Origin of the sequence: Nocardia sp. NPDC052566, assembly GCF_044547285.1 — a bacterium.
In the GTDB taxonomy this organism is placed as follows: Bacteria; Actinomycetota; Actinomycetes; order Mycobacteriales; family Mycobacteriaceae; genus Nocardia.
Genome location: NZ_JBIUAF010000001.1, coordinates 24,845 through 46,029, shown reverse-complemented (window position 1 = coordinate 46,029; position 21,185 = coordinate 24,845). Strand labels below are relative to the sequence as shown.

Genomic DNA, 21,185 nt, shown 5'->3' with positions numbered 1-21,185 from the left:
GGTGGCGCGACCACCTCATGCCGAGGCCGAGCGTGCCGTACTCGCAGCCTGGCTCAGGCGCCGCGGCGACGGGGCGTGCCACGCTCCCGTGCTCCGAATGTCGCATCGGCGTGAGCTGATCCTCGGGGGTGCCGGGCGGTTGCTACCGTGGCGGAGTGGTTGACATCAGCATCGAGACCGAAGCCCAGACAGCCCAACGCCTGCGGCAGGTCATCGCCGCCGCGGAACTCGAGGTCCACGAGGGCGTCTGGTGCTATCGGGAGACACCGCTCGCCGAGCCGCCGCGGCTGTCCGAGCACACGCTCGCGGTGGTGCGCGACGCCGAGAGCTGGAGCGCGCTCGTCCCGTTCACCGATGCCGACGGCGACCCGGACGTCGAACAGTTCGGCCTGTTCTCCTTCCATTTCCCCGCGGGCGTGGACAACAGCGGTTTCGTAGGCTGGCTCGCCGGCCACCTCAAACAGGCACTCGGCACCGGCGTCTTCGTCGTCTGCGGCAGCAACCGATCCCGCGGCGGCATCTACGACTACTGGGGCTGCCCCAGCAGTCTCCTCCCCGCCGCTATCGCCGAAATACAAACCCTCCGCACCCCCAACTAACTCCAAGATCACGTCGAACGCAGTCGAATGGCCGTACGACACGCCGAAATGCACGACCATTTGACTGCGCTCGACGCCGGGAGCGTGCTGTCCCGGCTTCCCCGGATCCAGCCGATCCACTGCGCCACGGCCGCGCGCCTTGATTCCCGCGTCCGTTCTCGCATGCGATTCGGTGCGCGAGAATTCAAAGGTGCGCGGGACGTAATTGGCGTGCGGCCGACCTCGGTGCTGTCCTAGCCTGACGCGATGGGGATCAGCACCAAGCGGCGCAGGCGGATCACGGTCGACGACCGCGAGTATCTGTGGTGGGTCCAGGAGGACCCCGAAAACTACTACGCCCCTTACCAACCCGGTGTCCGAGTGGCCACCGAAGATCGCCGGTTGCTGGTTCGTTACCATCTGGGCCAATCCGGCGAGCACCGCCACGTAACAGTGCTCGGCCCCGAATTCCGCGGACTCCCCGGCCTCGGCGGCCCATGGCGCCGATACCGCTGTCCGGCCTTCGGCAGCGCCGACTCGTTTCGCCCGGCCGATGCCGCCGCATTGATCCGATGGTGCGCCGAGGCAGGGGCACCACCGCTCGAGGTCGACTTTCGCGGCAATCTCATTGCCCGAGTCAAGGATTGACAGACCTGCCGCTGGACCGACTGGCGCCACAGCCGCACACCCTTTGATATCCCGCACACCGAATCGGACGCGAAAACGTATGCGGAAAGTCAAAGGGTGTGCGGGTGCGTCGGATTCCGGCCGCTCGCGGGTCAGCCGATGTCGACGGGGTCTATTTGGACTCGGAGGGGGGCGTCGGAGCGGTGGGTGCTGCGGACGGCCTGGGCGGCGGTGAGGGCTCGGGCGAGGGCGAGGCCCGCGGTGCGGTCTACGCGGAGGAGGATGCGTTCGACTTCGGCCGGGGAGTCGCCGGTGAAGGGTTTACGGGCGCCGTCGGGGAGCGGGACGGGGCCGAGGACGGTGACGAAGTCGGGAAGGTTTGCGGCGGAGAGCAATTCGGCGATGCCGTCGGAGGAACCGTCGATGGCGGCCATGCGGACGGCGGGCGGGAAACCGACCTCGGCGCGTGCGGCCACCTCGGCCTGGGCGTGGCCGACCGGATCCCAGCGCAGCAAGGCCTGGACGGTGGGGATCGACGGTTCGGCCATCACGATCACTTGACCGCGTGAGCGAACCAGGGCGGCGGCGGACAGCCAGCGGCGCAGCGCGTCCTCGGCCACCCGCAGATCCGCGCGGCCGAGCAGCGCCCAGCCGTCGAGCAGCAGCGCGACACCGTAGCCGCCGCGCACGATCGGCTCGGCACCGACCGTGGCGACCACCACCTGCGGGCCGGGTTCGACCGTGTCGAGCACCTCGCCGCCGCCCGAACCACGAATGGGCACACCGGGAAACGCGCGGCCGAGTTCCTCGGCGGTACGGACCGCGCCGATGACCACGGCGCGCAGCGCCCGCGCACCGCAGGCTCCGCAGCGGAACGCGCTCTCGGTGATCCCGCACCAGCGACAGCTCGGGCTGTGCGCCACCTCCAGCGGGCCGGAGCGCAGCCGTTCGCCGCCGCGCTGAGATCGTCCATCCGGCAAGGCAAGTGGCCCGTTGCAATGCCTGCACCGCGCCGGTGTGCGGCACTTCGCACAGGCGAGCGCGGGCATGTAGCCGCGGCGCGGCACCTGAACCAGCACCGCCATACCCTCTTTCAGCGCGGCGCGGGCGGCCGCGTAGGCCACACCCGGGATACGGACCGCGCGCGCGACGGGATCCCGCTCCATCGCCCAGTCGGTGTCGCCGGGCGCGCTGATCCGTGGCGACGCCTCGCGCACCACCGCGCGGTCGGCCACCAGGTCCCGTGCCCACCCCGAATCGACCACCGCCTGAACCTCCGCGGTCCGCGCGAAACCCGCCGCGACGAACGCGGCCCCGGTCTCGTGCGCGCGCAGCATGGCCACCTCGCGCGCATGCGGATACGGCGCCCTCGGCTCGGCGTAGGTGTCGTCACCGTCATCCCAGATCGCGATCAGCCCCAGGTTGTGCGCGGGCGCGAACACCGCGGCACGCGTACCGACCACCACCCGCGCCGTCCCCCGCAGCACCGCGAGCCACCGCCGATACCGCGCGGCGGGCCCCAGCCCCGCCGACAACCCCACCGCCGAATCCCCCACCAGCCGAACACATTCCGCAAGAACCCGATCCAGATCCCGCTGATCCGGCACCATCAAGATCGCACTACGCCCCGCCGCGACCGTCACCGCCGCCAACTCCGCCAACCGCCGCGCCCACTCCTCCCCCGGCAACGCCTGCCAAGCCGCCCGCACCCCCCTCCCCTGCCCCAACGCCCCCACAAACGCCGCCCCATGGATATACCGCCCCCAAGCACCCGTATCGACCGCCCCGAGCGAAGCCGATTCCCCCGCATCCTCGGCGCCGCGCGTCGCCGAGTCACGCGCCCCCGACTCGGCCTCATCACCCGCCACCGCGGGCGCGACGGAACCGGCACCCAGCCGTCCATCGTGCCCGGGTACCACCGCACCCGACTCGACACCCGAAATCACCTGCCCGGCTTCCGAATCAGCCGACTCGGCACTCACCTCGACGGTGGCCGCGCCGCGCACCGCCCGGCGATCGCCGTCGATATCCGCGGAGACACCTGGCGACACGCGGACAAGGTCTTGCCCCTCAGCACCGCGCCCCACTGCGCTCCGCACACCCTGCCCAACAGATCCGGCGCTCGATCCCCCGTCGCGATCGGGCGTCGACGCCCGCGGTTTGCTGGACGAAATCGACTGCGCCACACCCGAACCCGCCGTATCGACGCCGAACTCCCCAGGTTCGCCACCGATGACAGCAGAGCCCGAATCAGCCATCGGCACGCGTGCGTCAAGTCGCTCTGCGCCAGCGTCCCGCGGCGCCCTTCCCTTCGAGGAGTCCGAAATCTCGTGCCCTGCGGTCGAGTCAGTCGGCTCGGGGTCCGTGTCGCCGTCGACATCGAGGCCCGGAGTCGGCGAGCCCACCGGGACGCGTACGACATCCTGCCGCCGATCGGCAGCAGAGTGCCTCCGAGGCTCTCCGCCCGGGCCGCTACGATCCGGCGTCGTGCTGGTTGTTTCGGCGAGCGGAATCGACTGCGCCGCAGCCGGATCGGCTGGATCGACACTCGTCCCCTCCGGGCGGTCGTCGATGTCGGCCTCGACATGCGCAGCTGCCACCGGTGCGTCCGATCCGAGGCGTGCGGCGTCCCGCTCGGCGGGCTCGTCCGCTGGCAGCGGTGCTGCCGGATCCGTTGATTCGATGAGGTCGGGTCGAGGTACGGCGGAGTCGGTGGCGGTGTCGGCATCCGCTGCGGCGGAATTCTTGCGTGCCCCAGGTGATTTCGGTGCGCCACCGGTTTCGGTGCGGGCATGACGTGGGGGGATGGCCAGGCGGAGGACGTCGGCGCGGGTGCCTGCGTAGCGGGTGGCCACGGTGGTGGCGAGCGCGAGGATTTCGGGGGTGAGGACTCGCTCGGCGGAGACTACGCGTTCGAGTTTGACGAGTTTGCCGGTGTGGTCGGTGTGCGGCAGGCGCTGCAGAAGGTAGCCGTCGACGAGGCGGCCCGCGAAGCGGACGCGGACTCGGACACCGGGCTGGGCGATCTCGTCGAGTTCCGGGGGGACCAGGTAGTCGAAATCGCGGTCGAGGTGCGCGGGCGACAGCAGCGGGAGCACCCTCGCGATGGGGTGTCCCGCTGCTGTCGTCTCCGGTATTGCGTTGTCCCCCACGAACAGTCCGTCCGCGGGAGGGGCGGTGATAGCCGCCGGTCGTTTCACGCGCCCATGATCGGCTTACAGGCCGATGGCGGCGCGCAGCTTGTCCGCGCGCATCAGATGCAGCCTCCCAGGGCAGGTCGACATACTCATGCGAGCCGGATCCTTCACAGGCCGATGGCGGCGCGGAGCTTGTCCGCGCGCATCAGAGGGAGCCTCCCAGGGCAGGTCGACGTATGCATGCGAGCCAGCTCCTTACAGGCCGATGGCGGCACGCAGCTTGTCCGCGCGCATCAGAGGGAGCCTCCCAGGGCAGGTCGACGTATGCATGCGAGCCAGCTCCTTACAGGCCGATGGCGGCACGCAGCTTGTCCGCGCGCATCAGAGGGAGCCTCCCAGGGCAGGTCGACGTATGCATGCGAGCCAGCTCCTTACAGGCCGATGGCGGCACGGAGCTTGTCCGCGCGGTCGGTGTGCTCCCAGGGCAGGTCGACGTCGGTGCGGCCGAAGTGGCCGTAGGCGGCGGTCGGGGCGTAGATCGGGCGCAGCAGGTCCAGGTCGCGGATGATCGCGCCGGGCCGCAGGTCGAACACCTCGGTGATGGCGGTCGAGATCTTGGTCGGGTCGACCTTCTCGGTGCCGAAGGTCTCCACGAACAGGCCGACCGGTGCGGCCTTGCCGATGGCGTAGGCGACCTGCACCTCGACGCGGTCGGCCAGCCCGGCCGCGACGACGTTCTTGGCGACCCAGCGCATGGCGTAGGCGGCCGAGCGGTCGACCTTCGACGGGTCCTTGCCGGAGAAGGCGCCGCCGCCGTGGCGGGCCATGCCGCCGTAGGTGTCGACGATGATCTTGCGGCCGGTCAGGCCCGCGTCACCCATCGGGCCGCCGAGCACGAACTTGCCGGTGGGGTTGACCAGCAGCCGCACCTCGGAGATGTCCAGGGTCGGCAGCGCCAGATCGGCGAGCACCGAATCGAGCACCTTTTCCCGGATGTCCGGCGCGAGCAGGTTGTCCAGGTCGATATCGGCGGCGTGCTGGGTGGACACGACCACGGTGTCGAGGCGGACCGGACGGTCGCCGTCGTATTCGATGGTGACCTGGGTCTTGCCGTCGGGACGCAGGTAGGGCAGCACGCCGGACTTGCGCACCTCGGTCAGCCGGCGCGACAGCCGGTGCGCGAGCGCGATCGGCAGCGGCATCAGCTCGGGGGTGTCGCTGTTGGCGTAGCCGAACATCAGGCCCTGATCGCCCGCGCCCTGCTTCTCGATCTCGTCGTCGGAGCCGCCGACGCGCGCCTCGTGCGAGGTATCGACGCCCTGGGCGATATCCGGCGACTGCGCGCCGATCGCGATGTTCACGCCGCACGAGTTGCCGTCGAAACCCTTTGCCGACGAGTCGTATCCGATTTCGAGGACCTTCTCGCGCACGATCCGCGGGATGTCCGCGTATGCCGAGGTGGTGACCTCGCCCGCGACATGCACCTGGCCGGTTGTGACGAGGGTCTCCACCGCGACCCGGCTGCGCGGGTCCTCGGCGAGCAGCGCGTCGAGGATGGAATCGCTGATCGCGTCACAGATCTTGTCCGGATGACCCTCGGTCACGGACTCACTGGTGAATAGGCGGCTGCCAGACGTACGCACAGTTGTTCCCTCTCCCTCAACGGGTTTCTCGTATTCGAATTGCGGCGGTAGTGCGATGCGAAGACCGCGCAACCCTCCATCTCAGACTATTCCAAAGCTCTGACGCGACGATGAATCCACACCAGGCACTGTCTCAGACTATTCGGTTGAGCGACCGATGCAACGCAAGTTCGACACCGCACTCCGTCATGTCCCGAACAATCCTAGTCAAATCGCCGAGATATCCGACGACCTTCCTTTGTGCCCCAATGGAATTCGACCCGCGCTCCAGCGGAGCTCGAGCGCTCCGCTACCGATCGCGCAGCAGCGGCCCGAGCGCGTCGAGCACCCGGCTCGCCAGCAGCGCCTTCGATCCGTGATCGAGCGCCTGTTCGGTGCCGTCCGCACCGAGCAGCCAGCCGTCGTTGGTGTCGACCTCGAACGCCTTACCCTCGCCGACCGCGTTGACGACGAGCAGGTCGCAGCCCTTGCGGACCAGTTTGGCCCGCGCGTGGGTGAGCACATCGCCGTGCTCGTCACCGGTCTCGGCGGCGAAGCCGACGATCGCGGTGCCCGCCAGTTGACCGTCCCGCCGGGACTGCACCAACCCCGCGAGGATGTCGGTGGTCTTGGTCAGCGGGATGACGTCCGGCTCACCGGCGCCCTTCTTGATCTTGGCCGCGGCCACGTTGGTCGGCCGGAAATCGGCCACCGCCGCCGCCATGATCACCGCGTCCGCGCCGACCGCGTGCTTGTCCACGGCGGTTTTGAGCTGTTCGGCGGTGGTGACGTGCACCAGGTCGACGGCCGCGGGCGCGGCCATCTCGATCGTGTTGCCCGCGATGAGCGTGACGTGGGCGCCGCGCTGCGCGGCCACCCTGGCCAGCGCGTATCCCTGTTTGCCCGAGCTGCGGTTGCCGAGGAAGCGCACCGGATCCAGCGGTTCCCTCGTGCCGCCCGCGGTGATCACCACGCGGCGACCCGCCAGGTCACGCGGGATGGCGTCGGCGCGTTCGAGCAGCAGCGTCGCCAGGCCGAAGATCTCCTCGGGTTCGGGCAGCCGCCCCGGACCGGTATCGGTGCCGGTGAGCCTGCCCGAGGCGGGCTCCATGACGATCGCGCCGTGCGCGCGCAACGTCGCGACATTGGCGACGGTCGCCGGATGCTCCCACATCTCGGTGTGCATCGCGGGCGCGAACAACACCGGACATCGGGCCGTCAGCAGCGTCGCGGTCAGCAGATCGTCGGCGCGGCCCTGTGCGGCGCGCGCCATCAGATCGGCGGTGGCCGGGGCGATGACCACCAGGTCCGCCTCCTGGCCGAGCCGCACATGCGGTACCTCGGGCACATCGGTGAACACGTCGGTATGCACCGGATTCCCGGACAGCGCCTCGAAGGTCGCCTTGCCGACGAACTGCAGCGCCGATTCGGTGGGGATCACTCGAACCGAATGTCCGGTCTCGGTGAACCGGCGGACGAGCGCACAGGCCTTGTAGGCGGCGATACCGCCGCCGACGCCGACCACGATCCGTGTTGTCACTACGCCTCCGGCCTAGCTGTGGCTTAGATTCACTCGCCTTCGGAGTGCTCGAGCAGGTCGGCGTGGATTTCGCGCATGGCGACCGACAGCGGCTTCTCCTGCAGGCCGGGCTCGACCAGCGGGCCGACGTATTCGAGGATGCCGTCGCCGAGCTGGTTGTAGTAGTCGTTGATCTGACGCGCGCGCTTGGCCGCGTAGATGACCAGGGCGTACTTGGACGACGTGCGCTCGAGCAGCTCGTCGATCGGCGGGTTGGTGAGGCCGATTGGCGTGTCGTACGCGGGCGCGGTCTTGATGTCCGTACTGCTCACTAGGGGGGCTCCTGCAAAGGTCAAGGGGGCGGCAGCCGGCGGAGCCGGCGGGGTGGGTGGAAACTACGGCGGCAGCCGGCGGAGCCGGCGGGTCACGAACTCGAATTTGTGCTAACGAACAACGATACCAACTGCTCACAGGCGCTGGTCACCTCGTCGTTCACGATGACGATGTCGAACTCGTCACAGGCCGCCAATTCGGTCCTGGCGGTTTCCAGCCTACGGGCGATCACCTCGGGTGATTCGGTGCCACGCGAGGTCAGCCGCGCCACCAGTTCGTCCCAGCTCGGCGGGGCCAGGAAGACCAACCGCGCCTCCGGGATCGCCTTGCGGACCGACCGGGCGCCTTCGAGGTCGACCTCGATCAGCACCGGCTTGTTCGTCTTGAGTGCGTCCCGCACCGGACCGGCGGGGGTGCCGGAGCGCTGCAGGCCGCCATGGATATCTGCCCACTCGAGCAGTTCGCCGGCCTCGATCATGGCGTCGAACCGTTCTCGGGACACGAAGTGGTAGTCACGGCCGTCGACTTCCCCGGGCCGGGGGGCCCGGGTCGTTGCCGACACGCTGAAAACCAGTTCGGGCAGGCGTTCCCGCACGCACCGGACGACCGTGGACTTCCCCACGGCCGAGGGGCCGACCAGTACAACCAGTCGACCCTTCCGCGTGTGTTCGACCACCCTTGTTAGGAGGCGTCGAAGTCGAAGCGGGCCAGCAGCGCCTTGCGCTGCCGATCGCCAAGACCACGAAGCCGCCGGGTGGGGGCGATCTCCAGCTCGGTCATGATCTCCGCCGCCTTGACCTTGCCCACCTTCGGCAGTGCCTCCAGCAGCGCGGAAACCTTCATCTTGCCGAGGATCTCATCGGTCTCGGCATCGGTGAGGACCTGCTTCAGGTTGGTGCCGCCACGCTTCAAGCGCTCCTTGAGCTCCGCCCGAGCGCGGCGAGCGGCAGCCGCCTTCTCCAAAGCAGCGGCGCGCTGCTCGTCAGTCAGCTGGGGAAGGGCCACGGTTCCTCCGTCTCATCGTTCATTGCATCAACTCCTGCCGGTAACCCGGCAGTCTCAGCGACCGTACCCACGACGTCCGCCGATTGCGAACCCACCCCCCAGGTCAGCGCATGATTCCGCATGGCGTACCGGGAAAGCGGGACGGATCCGCGTACGGACCCTGTCGCTGCGGCGATCGTACCGCCGAAATCGCGAAATGCCGCCTCAGCAGGGAGTTTTCATATGCGGATGGGGTTAGCGGAGTGGTTGCGGTACGGCGAGGCGTTCGCCCAGCAAACAGGTACCCGCGCGACCAGGAACTTTCTCGGAATTTTCCGCGTGTCGCGTTCCTCACCGCGTGTCGCGTGTCACGCCCGGCCGAATCGGCGCGTGGGCGGCCGCACTTCGCGGCGGCGACCGAGCACGGCGATGCGGCATCGGGTGCCGCCGCATCGCCGTTCTGCGCCGCCGCGGCCCGCCGGGCGGCATCCGAACACGTGTGCGGCCCGAAATCGGCGCAGCGGCGCGCACAGCGGCCATTGTGGGCCTGTTCTGCGCTTGTTCACCCGCCGGAAACATAAACGGGCCCGCGCTCTCGCGCGGGCCCGTCCGGTTCGAAGCGGTGCGGTGCGGGTTCAGCCCCGCAGGAAGGCGAACTGCTCCTGCAGTTCCCCGACCTTGGCACGCAGTGCCGATACCGAGGGCCCCTCGCGTAGCACCTCACGCGAGACGTTCGGCACGGCATAGCGCAGCATCGGCTCGGGCAGCAGGTCACGGATGGTTTCCGGGCCACCGCCCTGCGCACCGACGCCGGGCATCAGGATCGGGCCGTTGAGCGCCGACAGATCGGGTGCGTCGGTGAGGGTGGCGCCGACCACCACGCCGATCGACCCGAAATCCGCGCCCGCGTTGACCGCCGCCGCCTCGTCGACCATGGTCTGCGCGATCGTGCGACCGTCCGCGACGGCCCGCTGCACCTGCGCCCCTTCGGGATTCGAGGTCGCGGCGAGCACGAACAGGCCGCGCCCGTTCGCCTCGGCCAGTGTCAACGCCGGTGCCAGCGAACCGAATCCGAGGTACGGCGAGACCGTCAGCGCATCCGACGCGAGCGGTCCGTCGCCGAGCCAGGCGCGGGCGTAGGCATCCATGGTCGAGCCGATATCGCCGCGCTTGGCGTCGGCCAGCACCAGGGTGCCCGAGGCGCGCAGCACCCCGATCGTGCGCTCCAGCACCGCGATTCCGGCGGAGCCGTAGGCCTCGAAGAACGCGACCTGCGGCTTGATCAGCGCGACCGTGCCGTCGAATGCCTCGACGCACAGCTCGGCGAACTTCTCCAGGCCGTCCACGTCGTCGGTAAGGCCCCAGGACGCCAGCAGCCCGGGATGCGGGTCGATGCCGACGCACAGTGGGCCGAATTGCGCCATGGCGTGGTGCAATCGGTCACCGAAGGTCTTCATCGGCCCTGCTCCCTTCTCCGGCCCTTTCGAGCGACCCGCAAACAGTCACGACGGCGTCCGGTTCAGCCACGCAGCACCGAATGCAGTTCCTGCAGTGACCGCACCCCGATGCCGCCGTTGATGGTCGCCTCGATGCCCTGCACGGCCGCGGCCGCGCCCTGCACCGTGGTGATGCACGGGATGTTCACTCCCACTGCGGCGGTGCGGATCTCGTAGCCGTCGACGCGCGGGCCCGAGTTGCCGTACGGGGTGTTGAACACCATGTCGACCTCGCCGTCGCGGATCTGCTCCACGATGGTCGCATCGGAGGCGTCCCCGGTGCCCATTTGACCCTCCGCGAGCTCCGGGTCCGAATGCTTGCGCACCCGCTCGCACGGAATCCCGTTGCGGCGCAGCATCTCCGCGGTGCCCTCGGTGGCCAGGATGCGGAATCCCAGGTCGTGCAGGCGCTTCACCGGGAACACCATGGCCCGCTTGTCGCGGTTGGCGATGGAGACGAAGACCGTGCCCTCGGTGGGCAGCGAACCGTAGGCCGCGGTCTGGCTCTTGGCGAAGGCGGTGCCGAAATCGGCGTCGATGCCCATGACCTCACCGGTGGACTTCATCTCCGGCGAGAGCAGCGAATCCACGCCGGTGCCGTCGGCCCGGCGGAACCGATGGAACGGCAGCACGGCTTCCTTCACCGCGACCGGCGCGTCGAGCGCGACATGCCCGCCGTCGCCCTCGCTCGGCAGCATGCCTTCCTTGCGCAGCTCGGCGATGGTGGCGCCCATGGTGATTCGCGCGGCGGCCTTGGCCAGCGGCACCGCCGTCGCCTTGGACACGAACGGAACCGTGCGGCTGGCACGCGGATTCGCCTCGAGCACGTACAGCACGTCGTCCTTGAGCGCGTACTGCACATTGAGCAGGCCCTTGACGCCGATGCCCTTGGCCAGCGCGATCGTCGAGCGGCGCACCGCCTCGATATCGCTGCGGCCCAGGGTGATCGGGGGCAGCGCGCAGGCGGAGTCGCCGGAGTGGATGCCCGCCTCTTCGATGTGCTCCATCACGCCGCCGAGGTAGACCTCCTCGCCGTCGCACAGCGCGTCGACGTCGATCTCGATGGCGTCTTCCAGGAACCGGTCGACCAGCACCGGGCGGTCCGGGCTGAGCTCGGTGGCGCGCGAGATGTAGCCCTCCAGGGACTTCTCGTCGTAGACGATCTCCATGCCGCGCCCGCCGAGCACGTACGACGGCCGCACCAGCACCGGATAGCCGATGGTGCCGGCAATCTTCTTGGCCTGCTCGACCGTGGTGGCGGTGCCGTACTTGGGCGCGGGCAGTCCGGCCGCGACCAGCACATCACCGAATTCGCCGCGGTCCTCGGCCAGGTCGATGGCGGCGGCGCTGGTGCCGACCACCGGGACGCCCGCATCGGTCAGCCGCTGCGCCAGGCCCAGCGGGGTCTGGCCGCCGAGCTGCACGATGACGCCCGCGACATTCCCCGATTCGGTCTCCGCGTGGTAGACCTCGAGCACGTCCTCGAAGGTGAGCGGCTCGAAGTAGAGCCGGTCGGCGGTGTCGTAGTCGGTGGAGACGGTCTCCGGATTGCAGTTGACCATCACCGTCTCGTAGCCGGCCTGCGACAGCGTGGTCGCCGCGTGCACGCACGAGTAGTCGAACTCGATGCCCTGGCCGATCCGGTTCGGGCCGGAGCCGAGGATGATCACCTTGTCGCGCTCGCGCTGCGGCGCCACCTCGGATTCCGCGGCGGGATCGAGCTCGTAGGCCGAGTAGTGGTACGGGGTCTTGGCCTCGAATTCGGCGGCGCAGGTGTCGACGGTCTTGAACACCGGGCGCACACCGAGCCGGTGGCGCAGTGCCCGCACGCCGGTCTCGCCAGCGAGTTCCGGTCGCAGCGCGGCGATCTGGCGATCGGACAGGCCATAGTGCTTGGCGCGGCGCAGCAGCGCCTCGTCGAGCACCGGCGCGTCGATCACCTCCTGGCGCAGCTCGACCAGCCCGGCCACCTCGGCCACGAACCACGGGTCGACACCGGAGGCCAGCGCGACCTCTTCGATGCTCGCGCCGTAGCGCAGCGCCCGCTCGACCTGGTAGATCCGGCCCTCGGTCGGCACGCGCAGGTCAGCGAGGATCTTCTCGATCGCACCGCGCACGTCACCGTCGACGGGGGCCCACGGCCCGTCCTCCTGGGTCCAGAAGCCCGTGGCCTTGGTCTCCAGCGAGCGCAGCACCTTGCCGAGCGCCTCGGAGAAGTTGCGGCCGAGCGACATCGCCTCGCCGACCGACTTCATGGTGGTGGTCAGCGTGGCGTCCGCGCCGGGGAACTTCTCGAACGCGAACCGCGGCGCCTTGACGACCACATAGTCCAGGGTCGGCTCGAAGCAGGCCGGGGTCTCCTTGGTGATGTCGTTGACGATCTCGTCGAGGGTGTAGCCGATGGCCAGCTTGGCGGCGATCTTGGCGATCGGGAAACCCGTTGCCTTGGAAGCCAATGCGGACGAGCGCGATACGCGCGGGTTCATCTCGATGACGATCAGGCGGCCGTCGGCCGGATTCACCGCGAACTGGATGTTGCAGCCGCCGGTGTCGACGCCGACCTCGCGCAGGATGGCGATGCCGAGGTCGCGCAGCTTCTGGTACTCGACGTCGGTGAGCGTCATGGCCGGTGCGACGGTGACCGAGTCACCGGTGTGCACGCCCATCGGGTCGACGTTCTCGATCGAGCAGACCACCACGACGTTGTCGCGGCTGTCGCGCATCAGCTCGAGCTCGAATTCCTTCCAGCCCAGGATGGATTCCTCGATGAGCACGTTCGCCGTCGGCGACGCGGCGAGGCCGCCGCCCGCGATGCGGTCGAGATCCTCGTGGTTGTAGGCCATGCCCGAGCCGAGGCCGCCCATGGTGAACGAGGGGCGCACCACCACGGGGAAGCCGAGTTCGGTCACCGTGTCGCGGACCTCGTCCATCGTGAAACACACACGGGAGCGGGCACTTTCGCCGCCGACCTTGGCGACGATGTCCTTGAACTTCTGCCGGTCCTCACCGCGCTGGATGGCCTCGAAGTCGGCGCCGATCAGCTCGACGTTGTACTTCTGCAGCACACCGCGCTCGTGCAGCGCGACCGCGGTGTTCAGCGCGGTCTGCCCGCCGAGGGTGGCGAGAATGGCGTCGGGGCGCTCCTTTTCGATGACCTTCTCGACGAATTCGGCCGTAATCGGTTCCACGTAGGTGGAATCGGCGAACTCGGGGTCGGTCATGATGGTGGCCGGGTTCGAGTTGACCAGCGATACCCGCAGGCCCTCGGCCCGCAGCACCCGGCACGCCTGGGTGCCGGAATAGTCGAATTCACAGGCCTGGCCGATGACGATCGGGCCCGAGCCGATCACCAGGATGTGGTGTAGATCCTCGCGGCGTGGCATCAGGCTCCTTCCATGAGACCGGCGAAACGGTCGAAGAGATAAGCGGCATCGTGGGGTCCGGCGGCGGCCTCCGGGTGGTACTGCACCGAGAACGCGCGGCCGTCCACCAGGCGCACGCCCTCGACGGTGCCGTCGTTGGCGCAGACGTGGCTGACCTCGGCCTTGCCGAACGGGGTGTCGAACTGCTCGCCCATCTCGCCCTCCAGCGCGAACCCGTGGTTCTGCGCGGTGATGGCGATGCGGCCGGTGCCGTGCTCGACGACCGGGATGTTGATGCCGCGGTGGCCGAACTTCATCTTGTAGGTCTTGCGGCCGAACGCGCGGCCGAGGATCTGGTTGCCGAAGCAGATGCCGAACAGCGGCACACCCTTCTCCAGCACGCCCTGCGTCAGCGCGACGGCGCCGTCGGCGGTGGCCGGGTCGCCGGGGCCGTTGGACAGGAACACGCCGTTGGGGCTGAGCTCCATGATCTGGTCGATCGAGGTGCTCGACGGCACCACGTGCACCCGCATGCCGCGCTGGGCGAACATGCGCGGGGTGTTGGTCTTGATGCCGAGGTCGACCGCGACCACGGTGAACCGGTGCTCACCGACCGGCTCAATCGTGTACAGCGAGTCGGTGCTCACCTCACCGGCGAGGTCGGCGCCGAGCATGGACGGCTGACCGGTCACCCTGGCCAGCAACTCGTCCGCGTCGGCGAGCGACGGACCCGAGAAGATGCCCGCCTTCATCGAACCGCGGGTGCGCAGGTGGCGCACCAGCGCGCGGGTGTCGACACCGGCGATGCCGACCACGTCCTGGCCCCGCATGGCCTCGGGCAGCGTGGTGGTGGCGCGCCAGTTGGATGCGCGGCGCGCGGGATCGCGCACCACATAGCCGGCGACCCAGATCTTCGAGGACTCGTCGTCCTCGTCGTTCCAGCCGGTGTTGCCGATCTGCGGCGCGGCGGCGACCACGATCTGGCGGTGGTAGCTGGGGTCGGTGAGGGTCTCCTGGTAGCCGGTCATCGCGGTGCAGAACACCGCCTCACCGAGTGTCTGGCCCACGGCGCCGTAGGCCGTGCCGCGGAACACCCGGCCGTCCTCCAGCACTAGGGCGGCTGCTTCCTGTGTTGTCATGTCTCGTCGTCTCCCGTCGTCGCCCTGTGCTGGTCCGCGGTCCAAGCCGGGTAGGTCGTCTTGTCGTCACCCCGGAAACCGGTATCTATCTCGGTTCCGGTCGGCAGCTTCCAGCGAATTACCAGCACACCATCTTCTGTCATTACCTTGCCCGCATGTCCGCGTTCGGTGCGCACCGCCGTGATGGATTCCTGCGGAATCCAGATCACGGTCGCCCCGTCGCGTTCGAGCAGAATCCCCCGTTCGAACCGCGTGAGTTCCGCCGTGGCCCGGAAACCCAAGTCGCCCACCGCGATCCGGTCCTGCCAGCTCGGCGCGATGGTGCTGCCGAGATACAGTCCGGTGGTCGGCTCGAGCAGCTGCGCGCCCAGATCGGCGGGCACCGTCGGTAGCTCACCGATCCGCTCCACCTGACGCGCCGCCCGGTTCTGCCAGCCTCGGTACATCAGCCACAGGCACAGCGCGAACAGCGCCAGCAGGCCGATCACCCACAGGGTTCTCTCCACTTACGGACCTCCCACCCCAGCTTTGCTGGTGAATACCGCACCCTCACGGGCTGTTACCCGGCCCCTGAGCAACGTGGCCGTCACTCGCGCCGGGAACGTCATCGCCTCGAACGGTGTGTTGTTCGAGATGCTGGCCAGCTCCTTCGCGCGCACCGTCCAGGTGGCGTCCGGATCGACCAGGGTCAGGTTCGCGGGTTCGCCGACCTCGATCGGCCTGCCGTGCTCGTCGAGTCCGACGATCTGGGCGGGCCGCTCGCTCATCACCCTGGCCACGCCGCGCCAGTCGAGCAGGCCGGGCTCGACCATCGTCTGCACGATGATCGACAGCGCGGTCTCCAGGCCGAGCATGCCGGGGCGGGCCGCGGAGAACTCGCAGCACTTGTCCTGTTCGGCATGCGGCGCGTGATCGGTCGCGACGCAGTCGAGAATGCCGTCGGCCAGTGCCTGGCGCAGCGCGGCCGCGTCGGCGGCCTCGCGCAGCGGCGGGTTCACCTTGTTGACCGCGTCGTAGGTCTCCAGCCGGGAATCGTCGAGCAGCAGGTGGTGCGGGGTGACCTCGGCGGTGATCGAAATCCCCTGGGACTTGGCCCATTTCACCAGTTCGACAGTGCCGGCGGTGGAGGCGTGGCAGATGTGCACGCGGGCGCCCGCGTCGCGGGCGAGCAGTGCGTCGCGCGCGACGATCGACTCCTCGGCGGCGCGTGGCCAGCCCGCGAGGCCGAGTCGCGCGGCGGTCGGGCCCTCGTGCGCGACAGCGCCCTTGGTGAGCCGCGGCTCCTCCGCGTGCTGCGCGATGAGCACACCGAGCGAGGTCGCGTATTCGAGGGCGCGGCGCATGATCAGCGGGTCGTAGACGCAGTGGCCGTCGTCGGAGAACATGCGCACCGCGCCGACGCCCGCGGCCATGGTGCCCATCTCGGCGAGTTGCTTACCTTCCAGGCCGACCGTGACCGCGCCGACCGGATACACGTCGACGAGGCCGACCTCCTGGCCGCGCCGCCACACATGATCGGTGACCACCACCGAGTCGGCGACCGGGCTGGTGTTGGCCATCGCGAACACCGCCGTGTAACCGCCGAGCGCGGCTGCGGCGGAACCGGTTTCGATGGTCTCGGTATCCTCGCGGCCCGGCTCGCGCAGGTGCGTGTGCAGGTCGACGAAACCGGGCAGCAGCACCTGGCCCTCGGCCTCGATGATCTCGGCGTCCGCGCCCGTGGTCAGGTTCGCGCCGATCTCGGCGATCACGCCGCCGCGGACGAGCACGTCGACCGGCTCGCCCTCGCCGTAAGGCCGCGCGCCCTTGATCAACAGCTCAGTCATGCCGCACCGCCTTCCGCGTAGAGATTCCATGTCGTGATCATGCTGTTGCCTTCTTCGCATGACCGAGGGGCACTGCGTGGTTACGCAAGCTGCCTCCTCCGTGCCCTGACTCGGTCATGCGATCGCCTCCTGCGCCCCGACCAGCAGGCGGAACAGCACGGCCATGCGCATGTGCACGCCGTTCGTCACCTGTTGCAGGATCGCGGATTTCGGCGAATCGGCGACGGCGGAGGCGATCTCCATCCCGCGCAGCATCGGGCCGGGATGCAGGACCACCGCGTGCTCGTCGAGCAGCGCCATCCTGCGCTCGGACAGGCCGAAGTTGATGGAGTACTCGCGCGCCGAAGGGAAGAAGCCGCCGTTCATCCGCTCGGCCTGCACGCGCAGCATGAGTACCGCGTCGGCGCCGGGCAATTCGGCGTCCAGCGACCGCGCGATGCGCGCGGGCCATGCCTCGACACCCACCGGCAGCAGTGTGCGCGGCGCGACAAGCACCACCTCGGCGCCGAGCGTGGCGAGCAGGAAGACATTCGAGCGGGCGACCCGGCTGTGCAGGATGTCGCCGACGATCAGGATGCGCTTGCCCGCGATATCGCCGAGGCGCTGGCGCAGGGTGAGCGCGTCGAGCAGTGCCTGCGTCGGATGCTCGTGCGTGCCGTCGCCCGCGTTGATGATGGCCGGGCCGCCGGTGCGGCCGGACTCGATCGCCCAGGCATCCATCCAGCGCGCGATCTGGTGTGCCGCACCGGAAGCCGGGTGCCGCACGATCAGCGCGTCCGCGCCCGCGGCGTGCAGGGTGAGCGCGGTGTCGCGCAGCGATTCGCCCTTGGATACCGAGGAGCTGCTCGCGCTGACGTTGATCACGTCGGCGCTCATCCACTTACCCGCGACCTCGAACGACACCCTGGTGCGGGTGGAGTTCTCGTAGAACACCGTCATCACGGTGCGGCCGCGCAGCGTCGGCAGCTTCTTCACCTCGCGGCCGAGCAGTGCCTGCTCGAAGCGTTCGGCCTCGTCGAGCAGCTCCGTGGCGGCATCGCGATTCAGGTCGGCGACCGTCAGGAGGTGCCTCACGACTCCACCTCGCTGGCGCTCGGCTCCGCCGTTCGGCACAAGGCCGCTGTGTTGATGGTTCCCTCGCTCCGCTCGCTCATTCATCGACCTCCTGATGCAGGTAGACGCCGTCGCGGCCGTCGTGTTCGGTCAGCAGGACGGAGATGTCCTCGGAGCGCGAGGTCGGCACGTTCTTGCCGACGTAGTCGGCGCGGATCGGCAGTTCGCGGTGGCCGCGGTCGATGAGCACCGCGAGCTGCACGGCGCGCGGGCGGCCCAGATCGCGCAGGCCGTCCAGCGCGGAGCGGACGGTGCGGCCGGAGAACAGGACGTCGTCGACGAGCACCACCAGCGCGTCCTCGATACCGCCCTCGGGCACCGAGGTGCGCTCGAGCGGGCGGTGCGGACGGCTGCGCAGGTCGTCGCGGTACAGGGTGATGTCGAGCGAACCGAGCGCGGGACGGACGCCGGAGAATTCCTCGATCTTGTCGGTGAGCCGCGCGGCGAGCGTGGTGCCCCGGGTCGGGATGCCGATCAGCACCACCCGCGGCACATCCGGTTCGCCCGAATCCAGCGCGGTCTTCTCGATGATCTGATGCGCCATACGCGCGATGGTCCGGCCCACATCGGAGGGCGAGAGCAACTCCCGGCCTTGCGCCACCCACTCCGGGGTGTGCCGCTGCGATGTCTCGGCGGACTTGGCGGCCCTGTCCTCGGGCACAGCCATGCCGACCTCCTTCCCCGCCTCACCGGACGGTCCGTTAAAGGATGCCTTACGAGCAGCAGCGTAACAGCGGTCCATATCGGGCCTTCACCTGGGATATCAGGCTGTGAGGCAGCCCACGAAACGCGTGTGATCGGGCGCACGTGACGCGCGTCGGTCGATACTCCCCCGAGCCGCGACCCATTCGTGCCGGAGTTCCGAGACGCCCGCAAGATGCTCGAAGCCGGCGTCGTAGTGCACGATCGTCGAGCCGTGCCGGATCGCTACCGCGGCGATCAGGACACGCCGACCGGAACCCGCTAGCACATATGTTCGAGTAGCGGTACATTCGGGCGCATGCCGACACCACTGCAGGGATCGCTGCTCGACGGGCTCGGCGAATCCGGGCTCGGGTCGCTGGACGAGATCCGGCGCACGACGCTGACGCACGGGGCGTGGGTGGACGTACTACCGGGATGGTTGTCGGGGGCCGATGAGTTGTTCGACCGGCTGGTCGATGGGGTGCCGTGGCAGGCCGAGCGGCGGCCGATGTACGACCGGGTTGTCGACGTGCCCCGGCTGCTGTGTTTTTACGAGGAGCACGAGGCGTTGCCGGATTCCACGCTCGACGAGGCCCGGACGGCACTGAGCGCGCATTACCTGCGCGAGCTCGGCGAGCCGTTCCGGACGGCCGGGCTGTGTTATTACCGGGACGGGCGCGACAGCGTGGCCTGGCACGGGGATACGAGCGGGCGGGGCGCGACGCACGACACCATGGTGGCGATCGTGTCGGTCGGCGCTCCGCGCGCGCTGCTGCTGCGGCCGCGCGGCGGCGGGGAGAGCATTCGCTACCAGGTCGGGCACGGCGATCTGCTGGTGATGGGCGGATCGTGCCAGCGCAGCTGGGAGCACGCGGTACCGAAGACCCGCAAACCGGCCGGGCCGCGCATCAGCATCCAGTTCCGCACCCGCGGCGTGCGCTGACCGACCCGCGGACTCGCCGTCGAATGGCAGTCTGTGCAATTTTCCCCGCCGGGCGGCTTCGGCGCGACTAGAATTCCGACCCGCTGGTTTGTTATCTGTGCACCTGCTGTCTCCTCGACCCCCGCCGGGAGGAAAGCGCGCGTGGACAAGCCGATTTTGCTGGCCATAGCCGGAGCCGTGGTAATCGCCGGACCGCTGACCGGTGTCGCCTTGCGAAGATTCCTGAAAAAAATCAGCAGGCGCGGCTCGGACGGGCCGCGCTCGATGCGGGCGATCAGCCTGCGGCTCCTGCACGATCTCGCCGTCCCGGTGGCCGCGCTGATCGGCCTGATGATCGCACTGTCGCTACCGGGCGCACTGCCGATCGGCGCCCAGGCCGCGCACAATGCGCTGCTGGTCGCGCTGATCATCGTCATCTCCTACGCGGTGTCCAGGATCGCGGCCGACATCATCGGCTCGGTGGTGCTCGCCGTCACCGGCGCCACCGGTTCGGTGAGCCTGTTCGCCACCATCACCCGCGTGCTGGTGTTCGGCATCGGCATCCTGATCACGCTGGGCAGCTTGGGAATTCAGATCGCGCCACTGCTCGGCGCCTTGGGCATCGGCGGTTTGGCCGTCGCGCTCGCGCTACAGGGCACGCTGGCGAACCTGTTCGCGGGCATCCACATCCTGGCCTCGAAGATGGTGCAGCCGGGCGATTTCGTGAAGCTCGACAGTGGCGAGTCCGGCTGGATCAACGACATCAGCTGGCGCAACACGACTTTGCGCGAGATCCCCGGCAACTACGTGATCGTGCCGAATGCCAAATTCGCCGACGCCATCCTGACCAACTACCACCAGCCCGAGCAGAGCATGGCGGTGGTGGTGGAGTGCGGGGTGAGCTACCGCAGCGATCTGGAACATGTCGAGCGCGTCGCACTGGATGTCGGAGCTCAGGTGATGTCCGAATTGGACGTCGGCGTGCCGAGCGCCGAGCCACGGGTCCGCTTCCACACCTTCGGCGAATCCAGTATCAACTTCCGGGTCATCCTGTGGACTCGCCACTTCTCCGATCAGTACCTGCTGGTCAGTGAGTTCATGAAGCGGCTACACGAGCGCTTCCAGCTGGAGAACATCACCATCCCCTACCCGATCCGCACGCTGGAGCTGAGCGGATTGTCCAACGGCCACATCATCACCCCGTTCGACGCGCTCGGCGCCGACCTGCCGCTGGACGAGACCGCTCCCCCTGCCGTTCCGCGATAACCGGACCGTGCCAACGCCTTTCGTGTGACCGAGCCGACTCGGCGCGATGTTGACCTCAACGTATATTGAGGTACAAGACTGCGTAGTCATGAGCACAGCAACCGGCCAGGCGCCGACCATCACCGACACCACCGTCGACCACACCGCCGATATCGCCGCGATCGAACAGATCATCGCCAACGTGCAGACCGCCGTGAACACCAACGATCCCGAGCTGATGGCCGCGGACTTCGCCGCGAACGCCCAGGTCGGCAATGCGGTCGGCGCCCTGATCCTCGGCCGCGACGCACTGCTGGAGACCAGCAGGCAGGCGCTCGCCGGTTTCATGAAGGATCAGTACGTCCGCTACGACGTCACCGACATCACGTTCCTGCGCCCCGATATCGCGCTCGCACACAAGGTGGCCCGCGCCACCACCGCCGACGGTGCGCTGATCGACATCGATCATTCGATGGTCGCCCTGTATGTGCTGATCAAGGAGAACGGCCGCTGGTGGGCGGTGGCCAGGCAGAACACCTTGGTGCCCAAGGCGGAATGAGCACTGCCCCCGGCACTGGGAATACCGCACCGCGACCCG

18 protein-coding genes are annotated in these 21,185 nt (G+C 68.8%); 5 read left to right on the top strand and 13 right to left on the bottom strand.

The window, feature by feature from the left end:
* The first annotated feature begins 155 nt into the window (after nt 1-155).
* The gene (locus ACIG5A_RS00190) at nt 156-599 is read left to right on the top strand and encodes a DUF6196 family protein (RefSeq protein WP_397235992.1); all 444 of its coding nucleotides are present in this window, start codon (nt 156-158) and stop codon (nt 597-599) included.
* A gap of 246 nt (nt 600-845) precedes the next feature.
* Nucleotides 846-1,226 carry a hypothetical protein gene (locus ACIG5A_RS00185; RefSeq protein ID WP_397235990.1) on the top strand — a complete coding sequence of 127 codons (381 nt, stop codon included), beginning with the start codon at nt 846-848 and terminating at the stop codon, nt 1,224-1,226.
* A 131-nt stretch (nt 1,227-1,357) separates the two neighbouring features.
* Here the strand turns inward: ACIG5A_RS00185 and ACIG5A_RS00180 are convergent, their stop codons facing one another.
* The 13 genes from ACIG5A_RS00180 to pyrR form a co-directional block, all read right to left on the bottom strand.
* Nucleotides 1,358-4,357, bottom strand: coding sequence for a hypothetical protein (locus ACIG5A_RS00180; RefSeq protein WP_397235988.1), 3,000 nt, complete (start codon nt 4,355-4,357; stop codon nt 1,358-1,360).
* Nucleotides 4,358-4,773: 416 nt separating this feature from the next.
* A complete protein-coding gene (gene metK, locus ACIG5A_RS00175; RefSeq protein WP_397235986.1) occupies nt 4,774-5,985 on the bottom strand; it encodes a methionine adenosyltransferase in 1,212 nt (403 codons plus the stop codon).
* A 289-nt stretch (nt 5,986-6,274) separates the two neighbouring features.
* Nucleotides 6,275-7,504, bottom strand: a complete 1,230-nt coding sequence (gene coaBC, locus ACIG5A_RS00170) for a bifunctional phosphopantothenoylcysteine decarboxylase/phosphopantothenate--cysteine ligase CoaBC (protein ID WP_397235984.1) — start codon at nt 7,502-7,504, stop codon at nt 6,275-6,277.
* Nucleotides 7,505-7,533: 29 nt separating this feature from the next.
* Nucleotides 7,534-7,815, bottom strand: coding sequence for a DNA-directed RNA polymerase subunit omega (rpoZ, locus tag ACIG5A_RS00165; RefSeq protein ID WP_397235982.1), 282 nt, complete (start codon nt 7,813-7,815; stop codon nt 7,534-7,536).
* Between the two features lie 92 nt (nt 7,816-7,907).
* Nucleotides 7,908-8,492 carry a guanylate kinase gene (gmk, locus tag ACIG5A_RS00160; RefSeq protein ID WP_397235980.1) on the bottom strand — a complete coding sequence of 195 codons (585 nt, stop codon included), beginning with the start codon at nt 8,490-8,492 and terminating at the stop codon, nt 7,908-7,910.
* A gap of 5 nt (nt 8,493-8,497) precedes the next feature.
* Nucleotides 8,498-8,821, bottom strand: a complete 324-nt coding sequence (gene mihF, locus ACIG5A_RS00155; RefSeq protein WP_397235978.1) for an integration host factor, actinobacterial type — start codon at nt 8,819-8,821, stop codon at nt 8,498-8,500.
* A gap of 614 nt (nt 8,822-9,435) precedes the next feature.
* Complete coding sequence (gene pyrF, locus ACIG5A_RS00150; protein ID WP_397235976.1) at nt 9,436-10,257, bottom strand: orotidine-5'-phosphate decarboxylase; 822 nt, start codon at nt 10,255-10,257, stop codon at nt 9,436-9,438.
* A gap of 62 nt (nt 10,258-10,319) precedes the next feature.
* Nucleotides 10,320-13,679, bottom strand: a complete 3,360-nt coding sequence (carB, locus tag ACIG5A_RS00145; protein ID WP_397235974.1) for a carbamoyl-phosphate synthase large subunit — start codon at nt 13,677-13,679, stop codon at nt 10,320-10,322.
* Nucleotides 13,679-14,797, bottom strand: a complete 1,119-nt coding sequence (gene carA, locus ACIG5A_RS00140; protein ID WP_397235972.1) for a glutamine-hydrolyzing carbamoyl-phosphate synthase small subunit — start codon at nt 14,795-14,797, stop codon at nt 13,679-13,681. Before carA ends, carB begins: the two co-directional genes overlap by 1 nt.
* Nucleotides 14,794-15,303, bottom strand: coding sequence for a transporter (locus tag ACIG5A_RS00135; protein ID WP_397235970.1), 510 nt, complete (start codon nt 15,301-15,303; stop codon nt 14,794-14,796). The genes carA and ACIG5A_RS00135 overlap by 4 nt, the downstream gene beginning before the upstream one ends.
* Nucleotides 15,304-16,623, bottom strand: coding sequence for a dihydroorotase (locus ACIG5A_RS00130; RefSeq protein ID WP_397235968.1), 1,320 nt, complete (start codon nt 16,621-16,623; stop codon nt 15,304-15,306). It lies immediately after the preceding gene.
* A gap of 114 nt (nt 16,624-16,737) precedes the next feature.
* Complete coding sequence (locus tag ACIG5A_RS00125) at nt 16,738-17,697, bottom strand: aspartate carbamoyltransferase catalytic subunit (RefSeq protein WP_397235966.1); 960 nt, start codon at nt 17,695-17,697, stop codon at nt 16,738-16,740.
* Nucleotides 17,698-17,773: 76 nt separating this feature from the next.
* On the bottom strand, nt 17,774-18,403 hold the full coding sequence (pyrR, locus tag ACIG5A_RS00120) for a bifunctional pyr operon transcriptional regulator/uracil phosphoribosyltransferase PyrR (RefSeq protein WP_397235964.1): 630 nt from the start codon (nt 18,401-18,403) through the stop codon (nt 17,774-17,776).
* 333 nt (nt 18,404-18,736) lie between these two features.
* Here pyrR and ACIG5A_RS00115 point away from each other — a divergent pair, with 333 nt between their 5' ends.
* The 3 genes from ACIG5A_RS00115 to ACIG5A_RS00105 all read left to right on the top strand — a co-directional run bounded on the left by ACIG5A_RS00115 (nt 18,737) and on the right by ACIG5A_RS00105 (nt 21,146).
* Nucleotides 18,737-19,363, top strand: a complete 627-nt coding sequence (locus ACIG5A_RS00115; protein WP_397235962.1) for an alpha-ketoglutarate-dependent dioxygenase AlkB — start codon at nt 18,737-18,739, stop codon at nt 19,361-19,363.
* 141 nt (nt 19,364-19,504) lie between these two features.
* Entirely contained in the window at nt 19,505-20,608 is a 1,104-nt protein-coding gene (locus tag ACIG5A_RS00110; RefSeq protein WP_397235960.1) for a mechanosensitive ion channel family protein, read from the top strand.
* 88 nt (nt 20,609-20,696) lie between these two features.
* The gene (locus ACIG5A_RS00105) at nt 20,697-21,146 is read left to right on the top strand and encodes an SgcJ/EcaC family oxidoreductase (protein WP_397235958.1); all 450 of its coding nucleotides are present in this window, start codon (nt 20,697-20,699) and stop codon (nt 21,144-21,146) included.
* Nucleotides 21,147-21,185: the final 39 nt, after the last annotated feature.

What these genes read in the sequence shown, in the direction of transcription:
- pyrF (WP_397235976.1), bottom strand. Translation starts at nt 10,257, where the DNA reads ATGAAGACCTTCGGTGACCGATTGCACCACGCCATGGCGCAATTCGGC.
- carA (WP_397235972.1), bottom strand. Translation starts at nt 14,797, where the DNA reads ATGACAACACAGGAAGCAGCCGCCCTAGTGCTGGAGGACGGCCGGGTG.
- carB (WP_397235974.1), bottom strand. Translation starts at nt 13,679, where the DNA reads ATGCCACGCCGCGAGGATCTACACCACATCCTGGTGATCGGCTCGGGC.
- ACIG5A_RS00105 (WP_397235958.1), top strand. Translation starts at nt 20,697, where the DNA reads ATGAGCACAGCAACCGGCCAGGCGCCGACCATCACCGACACCACCGTC.
- ACIG5A_RS00185 (WP_397235990.1), top strand. Translation starts at nt 846, where the DNA reads ATGGGGATCAGCACCAAGCGGCGCAGGCGGATCACGGTCGACGACCGC.
- ACIG5A_RS00115 (WP_397235962.1), top strand. Translation starts at nt 18,737, where the DNA reads ATGCCGACACCACTGCAGGGATCGCTGCTCGACGGGCTCGGCGAATCC.
- ACIG5A_RS00130 (WP_397235968.1), bottom strand. Translation starts at nt 16,623, where the DNA reads ATGACTGAGCTGTTGATCAAGGGCGCGCGGCCTTACGGCGAGGGCGAG.
- pyrR (WP_397235964.1), bottom strand. Translation starts at nt 18,403, where the DNA reads ATGGCTGTGCCCGAGGACAGGGCCGCCAAGTCCGCCGAGACATCGCAG.